This window comes from Proteiniphilum sp. UBA5384 (assembly GCF_002410825.1).
Lineage (GTDB): Bacteria > Bacteroidota > Bacteroidia > Bacteroidales > Dysgonomonadaceae > Proteiniphilum.
The window spans coordinates 211,114-225,446 of record NZ_DHOS01000001.1 but is presented as its reverse complement, the minus strand read 5'-3'; the positions used below and the strand labels follow the sequence as shown (position 1 = coordinate 225,446).

At 43.8% G+C, this 14,333-nt stretch carries 10 protein-coding genes and 2 pseudogenes; 5 read left to right on the top strand and 7 right to left on the bottom strand.

What is annotated here, in order from left to right; translation table 11 throughout:
* Positions 1-39 precede the first annotated feature (39 nt).
* From B4G81_RS00890 to B4G81_RS00870, 5 genes and pseudogenes are all read left to right on the top strand, one after another.
* Positions 40-939, top strand: a complete 900-nt coding sequence (locus B4G81_RS00890) for an HlyD family secretion protein (RefSeq protein ID WP_294079095.1) — start codon at positions 40-42, stop codon at positions 937-939.
* Between the two features lie 2 nt (positions 940-941).
* Positions 942-1,847 (top strand): ABC transporter ATP-binding protein, encoded by a 906-nt coding sequence (locus tag B4G81_RS00885; RefSeq protein ID WP_294079093.1) that lies wholly within the window; start codon positions 942-944, stop codon positions 1,845-1,847.
* Positions 1,848-1,923: 76 nt separating this feature from the next.
* Positions 1,924-2,646: pseudogene (locus B4G81_RS00880) on the top strand (ABC transporter ATP-binding protein); the annotation flags it as partial.
* Between the two features lie 3 nt (positions 2,647-2,649).
* A complete protein-coding gene (locus B4G81_RS00875) occupies positions 2,650-3,756 on the top strand; it encodes an ABC transporter permease (RefSeq protein ID WP_294079089.1) in 1,107 nt (368 codons plus the stop codon).
* Between the two features lie 6 nt (positions 3,757-3,762).
* Positions 3,763-4,878, top strand: coding sequence for an ABC transporter permease (locus B4G81_RS00870; RefSeq protein ID WP_294079086.1), 1,116 nt, complete (start codon positions 3,763-3,765; stop codon positions 4,876-4,878).
* Between the two features lie 5 nt (positions 4,879-4,883).
* On the opposite strand, the pseudogene B4G81_RS00865 reads toward B4G81_RS00870, so the two are convergent.
* The 7 genes and pseudogenes from B4G81_RS00865 to B4G81_RS00835 form a co-directional block, all read right to left on the bottom strand.
* Positions 4,884-4,994, bottom strand: a pseudogene (locus tag B4G81_RS00865) (FAD-dependent oxidoreductase); the annotation flags it as partial.
* Between the two features lie 21 nt (positions 4,995-5,015).
* A complete protein-coding gene (locus B4G81_RS00860) occupies positions 5,016-6,650 on the bottom strand; it encodes a PAS domain-containing protein (protein WP_294079084.1) in 1,635 nt (544 codons plus the stop codon).
* Positions 6,651-6,833: 183 nt separating this feature from the next.
* Positions 6,834-8,471 (bottom strand): CotH kinase family protein, encoded by a 1,638-nt coding sequence (locus B4G81_RS00855; protein ID WP_294079082.1) that lies wholly within the window; start codon positions 8,469-8,471, stop codon positions 6,834-6,836.
* Positions 8,472-8,566: 95 nt separating this feature from the next.
* A complete protein-coding gene (locus B4G81_RS00850) occupies positions 8,567-9,448 on the bottom strand; it encodes a metallophosphoesterase (protein WP_349678724.1) in 882 nt (293 codons plus the stop codon).
* Positions 9,449-9,565: 117 nt separating this feature from the next.
* Positions 9,566-11,020 (bottom strand): hypothetical protein, encoded by a 1,455-nt coding sequence (locus tag B4G81_RS00845; protein WP_294079080.1) that lies wholly within the window; start codon positions 11,018-11,020, stop codon positions 9,566-9,568.
* A 40-nt stretch (positions 11,021-11,060) separates the two neighbouring features.
* Positions 11,061-13,865 (bottom strand): M16 family metallopeptidase, encoded by a 2,805-nt coding sequence (locus B4G81_RS00840; RefSeq protein ID WP_294079079.1) that lies wholly within the window; start codon positions 13,863-13,865, stop codon positions 11,061-11,063.
* Positions 13,865-14,326, bottom strand: coding sequence for a hypothetical protein (locus B4G81_RS00835; RefSeq protein WP_294079075.1), 462 nt, complete (start codon positions 14,324-14,326; stop codon positions 13,865-13,867). The genes B4G81_RS00840 and B4G81_RS00835 overlap by 1 nt, the downstream gene beginning before the upstream one ends.
* Positions 14,327-14,333 lie beyond the last annotated feature (7 nt).

Here is a 14,333-nt window from a genome sequence, read left to right as displayed (position 1 = left end):
CGAATAACAACCGAATAACAACCGAATAACAATCAAAATATGAAAACGAATATTTTATTTATCGTCGGGATCACTACCCTAATTTTCACTTCATGCGGGAAGAATAATGGAACCTATGATGCTTCGGGTATTTTTGAAGCAAGGGAAGTTACCGTATCGGCCAGGTCAACCGGGGAACTGATCCAATTCGATATCGAAGAGGGGCAAAAACTGGAAGCAGGCAAGCAAGCAGGTTATATAGACACCGTGCAACTCCATCTCAAGAAAATGCAACTATTGGCCGGCATGAAATCGGTAGAGAGCCGCCAGTATAATGTCTCCCGGCAAATCGCTTCGATCCAACAACAAATCGCCACCCAAAAAAAGGAACAGAAAAGATTCGAAAACCTGGTACAGTCCAATGCCGCCAACCGGAAACAACTGGATGACATCAACGCGCAGATCGCCCTGCTAGAAAAGCAACTCTCCGCGCAAACCGAGACATTGGAGAACAACAACCGCAGTGTTTCAGGAGAAAGTTTGGGATTGATCGCACAGATCGACCAGATCGACGACCAGATACAGAAGAGTATTATCTCAAGCCCTATCGATGGAACTGTGTTGTCGAAATACGCCGAACAGGGCGAATTGGCCATACAGGGACGGACATTGTTCAAGGTGGCCGATATCGAGAATATGACATTGCGGGTATATATTACCGCCGACCAGCTAACTTCCCTGAAAATCGGGCAATCGGTGAAAGTATACGCTGACCGGGGGAAATCGGACCGAAAAGAATATTCCGGAACCATCACCTGGATTTCTGACAAGGCCGAATTCACGCCCAAGACGATCCAGACCCGAGATGAACGCGCCAACCTCGTGTATGCCGTGAAAGTGGCTGTTAAAAACGACGGCTATATCAAAAAGGGGATGTATGGAGAGATTAAAATCAATTAATCATGGTAGCCTTATCAGCCAATAACCTCAACAAAAGCTACGGAACGGTACAGGCCCTCACGGATTTGAGCCTGGAAGTGGAAAAGGGCGAAATTTACGGTATCATCGGTCCCGATGGCGCCGGCAAGACTACTCTTTTCCGTATCCTGACCACACTCCTGCTCGCCGACAGCGGCACGGCGACGGTGGATGGACTGGACGTGGTAAAGGATTATAAACAGATCCGACAGATTATCGGGTACATGCCGGGGAAATTCTCGTTGTACCAGGATTTGACGGTGGAGGAAAACCTGACCTTTTTCGCCACTGTTTTCCATACCACTATCGAAGAAAACTATCACCTGATTGAAGATATTTACAAGCAGATAGAACCATTTAAAGACCGCAGGGCGGGAAAACTGTCCGGCGGGATGAAACAAAAGCTGGCGTTGAGTTGTGCCTTGATCCACAAGCCGACGGTCCTGTTTCTCGATGAACCCACCACCGGGGTAGATCCCGTCTCTCGCAAGGAATTCTGGGAGATGCTGATGAAATTGAAAACAGAAGGAATTACCATCATCGTTTCGACACCCTATATGGACGAAGCCACGCTCTGCGACCGCATCGCCCTGATACAGGATGGTGAATTCCTAAAAGTGGACACGCCCCGAAACATCGTAGCCGACTATCCTGACACCCTGTGGGCCGTGCAGGCAGACCAGATGCATCAATTATTGCGGGACTTACGCGACCTCCCTTTTATTCGCCGTTCATTCTCATTTGGAGAGACGTTCCATGTCACATTCGACAACGATACGACTCCCGGGCAATTAAAAGATTTTTTAGCAGCAAAATCCTATACAAATATTGCTATTAAGGAAATAGAACCCACAGTAGAAGACTGCTTCATGCTGTTATCCCGAAAATAGCCCCGGAAGAGGAAGAGAAATGCAATCCTCTATCAAAAATCAAAGAAAGAAAATAATGGAAGATAAAGCAATATATACGGAAAACCTGACCAAGCGGTTTGGCAATTTCACGGCTGTCGATCAGATCTCCTTTGAAGTGGAAAAAGGGGAGATCTTCGGATTCCTTGGTGCCAACGGAGCCGGTAAAACCACCGCCATGCGCATGTTGTGCGGATTGAGCCATCCCACCTCCGGAAAAGGAAACGTCGCCGGATTCGATATTGCCCGGGAACCGGAAAAGGTAAAACAAAACATCGGCTATATGAGCCAGAAGTTCTCACTGTATGAAGATTTGAAAGTGTGGGAGAACCTGCGGCTCTTCGGCGGTATTTACGGCATGAAAAGTAAAGAGATCGCAGTCAAGACCGATGAGGTCTTACAGGAACTCGAACTGGAAAGGGAACGGGAGACTCTCGTAAAATCACTGCCTTTGGGTTGGAAACAAAAACTCTCTTTCTCAGTATCCATTTTCCACGAACCGAAAGTGGTCTTTCTCGATGAACCCACCGGTGGCGTGGATCCCGTCACCCGGCGACAATTTTGGGAACTCATCTATCAGGCGGCCGAACGGGGTATCACCGTCTTTGTGACGACCCACTACATGGATGAAGCCGAATATTGCAACCGTGTGTCCATCATGGTGGATGGTAAGATCGAGGCCCTCGATACCCCTAAAAATCTGCGCCAACAATTCGAGGTATCCACCATGGACGACGTCTTCCAGCAATTGGCGAGAAGAGCCACACGCAAAGCAGATTAAGATATGAAACAATTCAGATCATTCGTAAGGAAAGAATATTATCACATTTTTCGTGACAAGCGGACAATGCTGATCCTGTTGGCCATGCCGATCGTGCAGATACTGCTGTTCGGTTTCGCCATCACCACCGAAGTGAAAGACGTGAAGGTAGCCGTGTTCGACCCGTCAAAGGATGCTTCCACGCAACGGATCAAGGAACGCATCAATACCAGTGAATATTTCACCATTGCCGAAGAACTGACAAATATCGACCAGATCAACGACATATTCAAATATGGCAAAATCAACTTGGTGATCGTATTTAGTGAAAATTTTGCCGAAAACCTGTTACACACGGGTGAAGCGAAAGTGCAGCTGATAGCCGACGGCACCGACCCCAACCAGGCATCCACGCTTACCGGCTATGTTTCGGGCATATTGGGTTCTTACCAGCAGGAACTCATGGAGCAATACCAGGTGCCGTTCCAGATCATCCCTGAAACAAGGATGCTCTACAACCCGCAATTGAAGAGCGCCTACAATTTCGTGCCGGGTGTGATGGGACTCATCCTGATGTTAATTTGCGCCATGATGACATCGATAGCCATTGTGCGCGAAAAGGAGACCGGTACGATGGAGGTACTGCTTTCATCGCCGATGAAACCGATCTACATCATCCTCGCCAAAGCGGTTCCCTACTTCACTTTGTCCATCGTAAACCTCATCACCATACTCCTCCTGTCGGTGTTTGTGCTTGGCGTGCCGGTTTCCGGAAGCCTGTTCTGGCTTGCGATCCTATCCTTGCTATTTGTCTTTGTAGCGTTGGCGCTGGGCTTGTTCATCTCCACACTGGTCAATACCCAGATGGCCGCCATGCTGGCCTCGGGTATGGGATTGATGATGCCGATCATGCTCCTGTCGGGCATGATGTTCCCCATTGAGAGCATGCCGCCCGTATTGCAGTGGGTCTCCGCCATCGTGCCTGCCCGATGGTATATTGAAGCGGTAAAAAAGATCATGATTCAGGGAGTGGAATTGCAGTATATTGCCAAGGAACTGGTTATTATAGGAGTTATGGCGATCAGCCTTATCATGCTTGCCTTGAGTAAATTTAAAACCAGATTAAGTTAGACAGCCATGCTGAAATTTTTAATAGAGAAAGAATTCAAACAAATTGTCAGGAATACCTTCCTTCCGAAAATAATCATAATGATGCCTGTGATGATGATGTTGGTGCTTCCATGGGCGGCCAACCAGGAAGTAAAAGACGTCAGGTTGAGTATTGTCGACAACGACCATAGTGTCTATTCTGAACGGCTGGTGAATAAAATCATTGCTGGAGGTTATTTCAAGCTGACGGATGTGTCCGCCAGCAATCCCGAAGCCATGCGTAGCATTGAATCGGGGAAAGCGGATATTATCCTGGAAATTCAGGATGAGTTTGACAAGAGTCTTATCAACGAAGGTGTGGCCCGTGTGATGATTTCGGCCAATTCGGTCAATAGCACAAAAGGGGGCTTGGGTTCATCCTACTTGTCGGCCATATTGGCTGATTATGCCACTGAGCTTCGGGAAGAGGGAGGGCAAGCGGTCGTGACAGCGGTCGAAGTTCCCTCATTCGGTGTGATGCCGCAATACAAGTTCAATCCCCATCTGGATTACAAGGTATTTATGGTACCCGCCTTGATGGTGACCCTTTTGACGATGCTGTGCGGATTCCTGCCCGCGCTGAACATCGTCGGTGAGAAAGAAGCCGGCACCATTGAACAGATCAACGTGACCCCGGTAAAAAAACTGGTTTTCGTACTGGCGAAACTCATTCCCTACTGGGTTATCGGCTTCGCGGTGTTGACAGTCGCCATAGGGTTGGGAGCATTGGTTTATGGTATTTATCCCGTAGGCAACCTGCTTACCATCTTCCTTTTTGCCACAATCTATATTCTTGTGGTTTCAGGGATGGGACTGGTTATCTCCAACTACTCCGATACCATGCAGCAGGCCATGTTCGTGATGTTTTTCTTTATGATGATCCTGCTGTTGATGAGCGGGTTGTTCACCCCCACCACCAGTATGCCGGAATGGGCGAAAACCATCACCGTTTTTAATCCGCTGAAATATTTTATACAGGTAATGCGGTTGGTATACCTTAAAGGGAGCACGTTCTTCGAAATGATACCCCAATTCCTTGCCTTGTGTGGCTTTGCCTTGGCATTGAACACATGGGCTGTGGTGAGTTACCGAAAAAGTCAGTAGTTGATCATCGCGATAGATGCGGCGGTGGCAGCGGATTGCCCCATTATCATAAAGACCGGTTCCATCCTTATCGAGCCAAAAGCGATATGTGACGAAAAGATTGCACATGTAACCAAAAAAATGACACCTCGAAGGCTTCAATAACTCGCAATCAGTTCTTTGAGTTTGTCGATCAGTTCCTGCGGTGGCATACCTGCTTGTTCGCTCATCATCTTGATGGTGGCGATGGGTATCATCACTCTTGCCATAGGGCTCTTCAACATCGAGAACCGGGGATGGATACTTGGCAGGTCATCTCTCAGTTGAGGATAGCGGTGAATCAATACTTTCAGTTTGGTTTCCGCAGAAATAATTATCTCACCTTCATCACTATCACCTTCGTTCAGATCGTTATCGTTATTACTTTTGTCTTCACTTTCGTTTTCCGGCTCCCGGGAATAGTGGGAATCCCGGGCTGTTTGGGAAGGAGCCTCTTCTCCCCCACCCTGCAGTTTTTGTTCCTCTTCCCAAGTAAGCAACCTTCGTTCCCCTTCGAGCCGGCGTATATGGGTGCAATCCTGCATCATTTCCAAGACGCCTCTGAAAGTGCCGTCCTTGTCCCTCACTGCCACATAGACGATATAAATAAAGAGATCCGGCTTGTTGATCCAGAATTCCGCTTTGCTCTGCGCACCACTGCGGAATTTCTCAATAATCTCTTCCACGGCGTGCAAGCTTTTTGGAGGATGGCAATTACGCACCTCCCTGCCGATTACTCCACTGCTACGTGGAAAGACACGATGCTCGGTGTCGGTATAGAATTTCACCAAATCGTTTTCATCCACGTAGGAAAGATCCACGGGCATGTGCCGGAAAATGAGATTGATCTGATCCAGCGTAAGTTTGCCTTCAGCCACATCGAGTATACTATCTTTGGGTGCCGTATCTATATTTTTTCCATATTTGGAGAGTAACAAGGCCAGATCGTCCATCAGGCCGGCTTGTCCTGCTTCTGCCGGTTCCTCTTCTTTGGCAGATGAGGGACGCTCAAGGTCGGGCATATCAATCAGGAAGAAACCGATTTCCCTGTCACCGGACTTCATCTCTTCAAACTCATTCTCCGGAATCAACTTCAACGAAGTAGGATAAAGGATCATCTCTTCTTTCTCCATCAGGTCTCTCAGGTCGACGGTCATTTGCGTATATGCATCGAGAAAGAATTCGGGATTTACATTGCCGTTCCGTAAAATCTCGAGCGCTGTGTTCATCTCGTCACGTATCTCGTCGTCGTAAACCCACATAGTGGTAGACGGACGGTCGAAACCATGTCTCTCTAATGCAGAATAGAGCTGGTTCTGCTTGCGGCTGAAATGTACTTTGTATTGGATGACTTGCTCCATCAATTCCAGCCAGGGATTCAGGATAAACGGCTTTTGGGCCAGCTCATCCCCTTTCCGGAGCAACTCTCTCATTTTTTTAATTTCCCGCAAATAGGCATCGATGGGATGGCCATACGGAAGACCCGGCTCATCGGGTTGGATCAATCCTTCAAATATATCCAACATGGAACGGACATCTTCATTGCGACATTCGTCGGGATCCTCGTCCTTGAGCAGCTGCTCGGCGGCGGCAAACTCTTCGGGTGAGATTTTCCCTACTTCGTTTTTCATCCGGCTCTTCGCTTCATCAGCCGACAGACTACCATTCTCGTATTGTTGCTTGATCTGAAGCATCCTTTGGAGTTTGTCACGATCTAAACTCTCAAATGTGGTGTTGCCCATTTTTTCGTCCATAATATTCTTTTTACAGAAGAGTCCTTCTATTTTACGCTGTGATTATTTATTGTGTGATACAAAAGCTCTGTTATGAACCAGTCGTTTTGCACTGCTGTCACAAAGATACGAGATCAGGGACATATTCCACAATCACAATAAATAGCTATTTTTCAGGTGAAATATCCCTCTTTATAGCCATATTTATAGCCCGTTTATATTTGTATCCAGCCATTGGAGGCGTTTTTCCACAAAATCTACCAGATAATCAACCTCCGCCTTATAAGATCCCCTGGTAATTGATGAGTTCCATTCAGGTTTTGTGATGATCCATCCGGCACCGGAAGGCTTCGGGCTGAAGTTCTTGGCTTGGGATTCCTGTAACGCAGCAGCATGTTCTCTTATGAAATCGGGGATTTCATCCAATTGGGGTTTTAATTCGTTCCATCGTTTTTTCACCTCAGTGACAAAATAGGGGTCTTCAAAGAAACGGTCGAACCAGGGAGTATAAGTATTATCATTAGCACTATAGCTATTAATAAACCAGCCGTCCCATTCCCGGGAAGAAGCACCTTGCTCCCATGTGATATGGTCGGCATTCCCGAAAGCGATATCAAAATCCCATACCAATGGCTGCTCTATCTTTCCGTTCCGTTGAATAGCCAGATAACAACTACCCCGCATATTGCCATCCACATTCTTGGCAAGTTCCTGTATGATAAAGTAGTTTACAAATGATTCCACATCGATATATTTGCGGTAGCCATCTTCGGGATCTTTGAAATTATCTCCGTATAAAACTGCCTCGGCTGTATTGAAATAATTTTCCACAAACTCAAATTGCGCCGGTGTAGGTTCATCCGGATCTTTGAACATGATAGGTAACTCCTTCATGGCCGTTTTGAACTTATACGGTTCATCAAAATGAAAATCCAATTCCAGAAAATAACCACCGGTCAACGCTTCACCTGAATTATCGGAAGGAGTTACCAGCTCTATATCAAGCCTCTCATCCGAAACCTTTACATGTTCTGTCAATGCATACACTCCCTGATATGCATCATTCAGGTAAAGATCCACACTATAAGAAGACGGTGTCCAACTCATTTCCGCAATCTCCGCAATTTCAAAAGCGGTTATATTTCTCAATAAGGTCTTGTCTGTATGATTGGCGAGCAACGCCCAATTCTTATCTTTCCCCATTCCCAAAAGGGATGCGCTCTCGTCCAGCTTTATGCGGTATGGTTTTTTATCCATTCCCCAGGTAGAGTTGCCGCGTCCTCTTACTCCTGCCGATCCTTCAAATTCAACTCCGTCGGTATAGTATTTATCGAGATCCTCCACTCTGACCGTAGAAGTCACGTAATTTTCCTTATCAAGGATAGGAGCCCCCCCTTCTGTATTGACATATACCCTTGGAATACGGCGTTGCATATTCGTAACGGTAATCCTATAATCTGTTCTTGTCCCGTCTTCGGCAATAATGCTATAAACGACAGTTTCGCTAAAATCATTTTTTGTAACTTCACTGGTTTGTTCCTCCTCTCCTATTTTCACCGATGCACCCTCATAGGTAAAAGTAGCGATTAAACCATCGGTTGATACATTATAAGGGAATGATACGCTTATATCCGTGCCGGATATCACACCCAATACCGTTTCCTCCAATGCTTCATTGAGTTCGGGACGAAAAGTAAATGACTTGAATTGGGAGACAGAAGACAACACCGGATCCTTATCCGAGCAGGAAATAAAAAATGTGAATGACAGAAGGAATAAAAGTATGCGACCTGCAGGATACGTCTTGATAAATTTTGACGGTGATTTTTTTAAATATTTCATAAATGTACTGATTATAATTTACACTCACTGCTTGATTCAAATTATTACAAACTTTAAAGGTAACAAAAAATTCATCTTTGCAAAGTAAAAGAAACCTATTCTTTTGCACCCCAATTATAATCAATATATTTATATTCAAAATTGTTGTTATCAAGTATGTCTATCTGCACAAAACCTTCCTCCATATCATTCATCTTGCCCATCCACCATTTACCACAAAATGAAGGAGCCGAGATTACCGTTGTTTTATTCAATATATGCAAGGCCTCATAATAATGGATATGACCTTGTAATATCAATCTGAGATTTTTATTTTTAAACAATCGAAGAATTTCTCCGCTGTTCTCTATGGCTAACTTATTATTGTTGGCATTTATCCCTCCGCCATACCATTGTGAAAGCGTAGTAATGAACGGAACATGTGCCATTATAACCACGGGGGTGGCATCGGCTATCTGCTCGATATCTTTACGGAGCCATTCCAATTGCACGGAATCGACCCTCCCGATATATCTGCGGTCTTCTGTAACAATCATATCATCCAAAGTGATAAAATGCCATCCCTTATGGTCAAACGAGTAATACCGGGGACCAAAATATTTTTCATAAAAATTCTTTCCGAAAAGAGGATGATCCACATCAATCATTTTATTATAAAGGGCAAAATGATCATGATTGCCTATTGCGTAATAGATTGGGGCATTCAATTTAGAGACTTTCTCCAGAAAGAGTTCTCCCTGTTTCTCAGCTTCTTCCTGTGAGCGTCTCAAAGCATCATACACCATATCTCCCCCCACAAGGATGAAGTCAGGATTCAGCTTGTTAATCGTATCAATGGCCATATCGAATGCCTCGGGTGCTCCGTTCTTATCATGATAATGTACATCGGCCATAAAAATAAATCTGAAACTATCCTGGGCATATCCACTGCACAGGAAGAAAGAGACAATAATAAATGTAACTATTTTTTTAATCATACTATTTACCATATTTAAAATAAATGGATTACAGAATGCAACAAAATAAGAAAAATGAAAGGGTTTAACAAACCGCCAAACCCCTCCATTATTCCAATTATACTTTACATTTCCCTATTATTGTCCGGGGGCATCATATTTATAGCTGTAGAGTGTTCTATTCTTTGTATAGACAGCATACGCTTTTCCGTCCGGAGCAAAACCGATCGACAAATTATCTCCTTCTGAAGCTTCCAGAATATTGGGCGTAGTCCAGTCCTGTGTATCTTTATCCAAAGAGACAACGGTCGGGAAAAGACTTTCATTCCTATAGAAAAGATAAGGGACTCCTAAGGGAGAGAGAGCCAAATCAAAATCAAACAGTCCTCCGGACGCTCCCGGTAAATAACTACCAACACTTGAGATTTGTTTCGTGTCAGCCTCCCATTTAATTACTCTATACTTGTAGACACCTTCTGAACTATTATCGGCCAAGGCGGCATATACATTGCCATCCTTATCCACAGCCATCTCAAAGTCTCTCACATTAATTCCGGTTGCATTTTCATCCGTCCACTTGTCAACAAGCGTAGTCCAGTTACCATTTTCATATTTATAAATCGATATAGTATTGGGTGTTACGGAATTATGAGCTCCCAGATAGAGTGCATTCCCCAATCTTTCCGCTCTCACCAACGAAGGGATCAAGTCATCGGTCCTTCCCGTAATTTTTGCGTTATGGATCCAGGTGCCACCCTCTAATGAATTCACCGTTAATGCTCTCCGGGGAAATACATTATCATTCAATTCATACCGGGCAAATACCATTAATTTATTATCAGTTGCATAGTTCATAGCGAGATGCGAAACCCTATTGGTAGTTGCCAGATTACTTCCAACCGCGCTCCAGGTGGTACCATTCCAAGATTTTACCGAAGCCTTACGATCAATTGGCGATGTAAAATCCAGGTATGAAACTACCGGAAGATTATCAGATGTAAATGCGATATCATAATATGAGTCTACACGTCCTTCCGAAGGTTGTCCTAAAGAGGTCCATGCACCATCTTTCAAAGTCATCACACCAAGCGCTTCCTCATCCGATTCATCTCGTTTCATCTTGTATACTATATAAGGGACACCGGTCGGACTGACGTCCATAATTAAAGAAGAAAAGTCTTCTTCAACAGCGGGCAATGAAGTCCAGACAAATTCAGGAGCCTTCCCTACCGTTATTGTATATTTCACATTGGCTGTACCTTCTGAGACAATATAATCAACAGGGCCGGTAAAATCATTGACCGTTACACCACTTTGCTGCACAACAGTACCCACCTTCACAACATCGTTTTCTGAAACGGTGAAACGTGCTACTAACGCAGTTTTATCCACGTCTTCCGGCAATAAGATAGAAATAGACGGACCAATGGAGGAGGCTATATAATCCTGCACAATTATATCTCCATTATCTTCTGCATAAAATCCAAAAGAGGTCATTTCCGCCACATAGACGGGTGCATCCGGCTCATCGGATGAACAGGAGGCCAATAGAATAGCCACCGAGAGGGTAAATAAAAAACTTTTTAATTTCATAACTACATTCATTTAAACTTATTGGTTAGTAAATTTGACATCAATTATTTTTTGGAAGCAACACCGCTTCAATCATATTATTTATATTATAGTATTGTGACAAGAATTTTGAAATATCTTCGTTAGTGATATTATCTACCATATTCCTAAAATTGGAAACATAGTTCCACTCCTCGTCCTCTTCAAAAGTAGAATTTCTTATAAAGGAACTCCAATAGCTGTCTTTTTGCACATTGGCAGCCATATCATTTACCAGGCTTAACTTTATATTTTCGATTTCCGTGTCATAGCTATGGGGATTTTCTATCATCTCTTGTAAAATCGTTTTAGTTTTATCAATCAAAACCAAGTAATTACCGGTATTGCAAGTAAACGAAATGGTATTGCGTGCCAGTTCGGCAGGATATTTTCTGGCACCGCCCGATACTCCTACACTGTACACCATTCCCATTTTTTCCCTTAATTCCGACAGCAATTTCATCCTTACCACTCCACTGGCTATATTACTTTTCAAGTCATATACTTTTTTTCTGTCCTGAAGATCGGTATGTTGAAAAATCAGCGACACAATAGTGCGATCAGCGTCACCCGCCCGACGTACCAATTGGGCAGAAGAGGTCTCTATTTTCCCTCCATCATACATGAACGGGACTTCCGTGTCATCCTTCATTGCAGGTAAAGAGCCGATATAATTATTGATATAAGGAACCAATGCTCCAAGTTCGCTATCTGAGATAATCACAAAGGTAAAACCACCGGCATCCCCGAAAAATCGATGAAAGACCGGGAGCATCTTTTTAAAATGGAGTTGCTCTTCTATAATAGAATCGGTCATTTCCCTTGTCACATAGTCTTTACCTCTCATCAAATAATTCAAATCCTGATAAAAGACAGTTTCATCAGTGATATTCTTATGCCGGTAATTTTCTATTGCCCGCTTCTTCGTCATCTCAAAAACCGAAGAATCAACTTTAGGTTGTGTCCACTTCAAATAAATAAGCTGAAACAGGGTTTCTATATCGTCCAGCGACGCGCTACCCACCATGCCGGTCCGTGTATTCTCGATCAGCAACCGCACCGAAGCGGAGTTACCCGCGAGAAAATAGGATAGCTCATCCCTCGAAAAACTACCGGCGCCACTCAGCGACACTACACCGGGAGAGAATTGTCCATTCACATAATCAACTGAATCCAAAGAATAGAGTCCCCCTTTCTTATAGGCAGAGATGCTGATCCTCTCTTTACCGGAAACGGATTCTTTATAGATCACCCGGATCCCATTGGAAAGCATAAGTTCCACACCATTGATCTCCGGTATTTTTTTCTCACTGATAACTCGTCCCGAGGTCGGTTCATCCTCTAATAATTGGGATGGAATATCCATCTTCAATTGATAGGGCTCAATAGTCTCACTTTGGATAGAATCTACAAATTGAATCAACCGCAGGGAATCAGCCATATCTTCTTTTTCAAAGGATGAAAAGATATAATGCATATGGTCTGTCTTCACCAGCTGCTGCAACGAACCAGTTATTGAAACGGAATCAATCTCATTAATATATTTTTTAGTCAATCGATATTCCTCTTGCGGCGTAGTAATCGTATAATCCTTATAAAAATCGGCATATACCTCCTCCATCAATTGGGAGGAATTGACCGGTTGTTCCGATTTGGCTGCCCGTTCTCTTGCGTTTAGCAATGCTTTTTTCACTTTCTCTATCTCTTCAGGAACAAATCCATATTGATATATTTGAGACAGTTGGGAGATAAAAACAGATATTCCTTCCTCAACCCTGCCGGGTACCAGTTCAACTGAAGCCATCAATACACCTTTTGTATTTAAAAAGTCGGATATCCCGATACTCCCTTTTGAATAAGCATCATTGGTAAAGGATAATGTATTCAATCTATTCCTAAATAACCTGTTAAGAATGGTACGCTGCAGATAAAGGGAATAATCACTTTCGTTTCTTACTGCTTGGGAACGGGGCACAAGTTGTATGACTGTCAACTCCGTTTTTTTAAGTGCGTCATTCACTACAATCTTTGCTTCCACATTCTCATAATCGGGAATGGAATACACTCCCGATTCCGGCTTATCCCTTTTCTCCATCCCCGAAAATTTAGCATGGATCAAATTCTCCACTTTCACCGGATCCACATCACCCACAACAGCCACAGCAGCTAAACCGGGTCGATACCATGTACTGTAATAACCACGCAGTGTCTCATACGGGGAATGTTGAATGATTGCCGTATCTCCTATTACTTTTCTCTCAGCGAATCTCGAACCATTCATCAATGCATCAAGCAACACATCATTTACCTCTGCCTCCGGTTTTTGTTTAGAGAGCCACTCCGACATGATCACCCCCCTTTCCGAATCAATTTCATCCGCTTCCAGCAAAAGACCATCGAGCCAATCGGCAAGTATGGTCAAAGTGGTATCCACCATACCGTCTGTGTTGGTAGGAAGTTTTAATTTATACACAGTTTCGTTATAAGAAGTGTGCGCATTTAGATCTCTACCGAATTTTGCTCCTTTGGATTCTAAAAATTTTACCAGTTCATTACCCGGAAAATGTTTTGTACCGTTAAAGGCCATGTGTTCCAGAAAATGAGCAAGTCCCCTCTGCTCCGGAGTTTCATTGATTGATCCCGATTTGATAAATAACCGGTAGACAGCTTCTCCTTTTGGATAGTCATTCGGATAGATATAATATGTCAATCCGTTTTGAAGAGAACCTTTGACCAGTTTAGGATGTGCCGGGATATCTTTTGCGGAAAGATACCCCGTGAATAATAAGAGGATAAATGAAATAAACAGTTTTTTATATAATCGCATTACACTTTTGTTATAGTTAATTCTGACTGATTCTTTGCAGGACCGGGTAGTCCGATTGTATATCCCTTGTCGTTGCTGATCAATTTGATTTTAATCGTGTTGTCCTTAGAGGAATCCACGGGATTTGCCATCCATTGGATGCGGATTGGCATGTCGTAGATACCGGGAAGAAATGTAAGGGTATTGTCATTACTCATCAATTTATAATCAACACCCTCTTTCAATCCATCACCCACTATTATTTCATAGGTAACCGCTACTGTTTCATTCGAAGCGGGGGCACTCAGATAAACATTATAGCTACCTATCGTATTTGCTCTTTGGGAAACATTTACCGCAGAAGATTCATTCACCATGATATGGATAAATTTCAAATCATACACCGGGTTTTCATCTAATCCACACGAATTGAACAACAACAATATACCCAAAACAGAGATAATATATTTTTTTTGTCTCATATGTTTT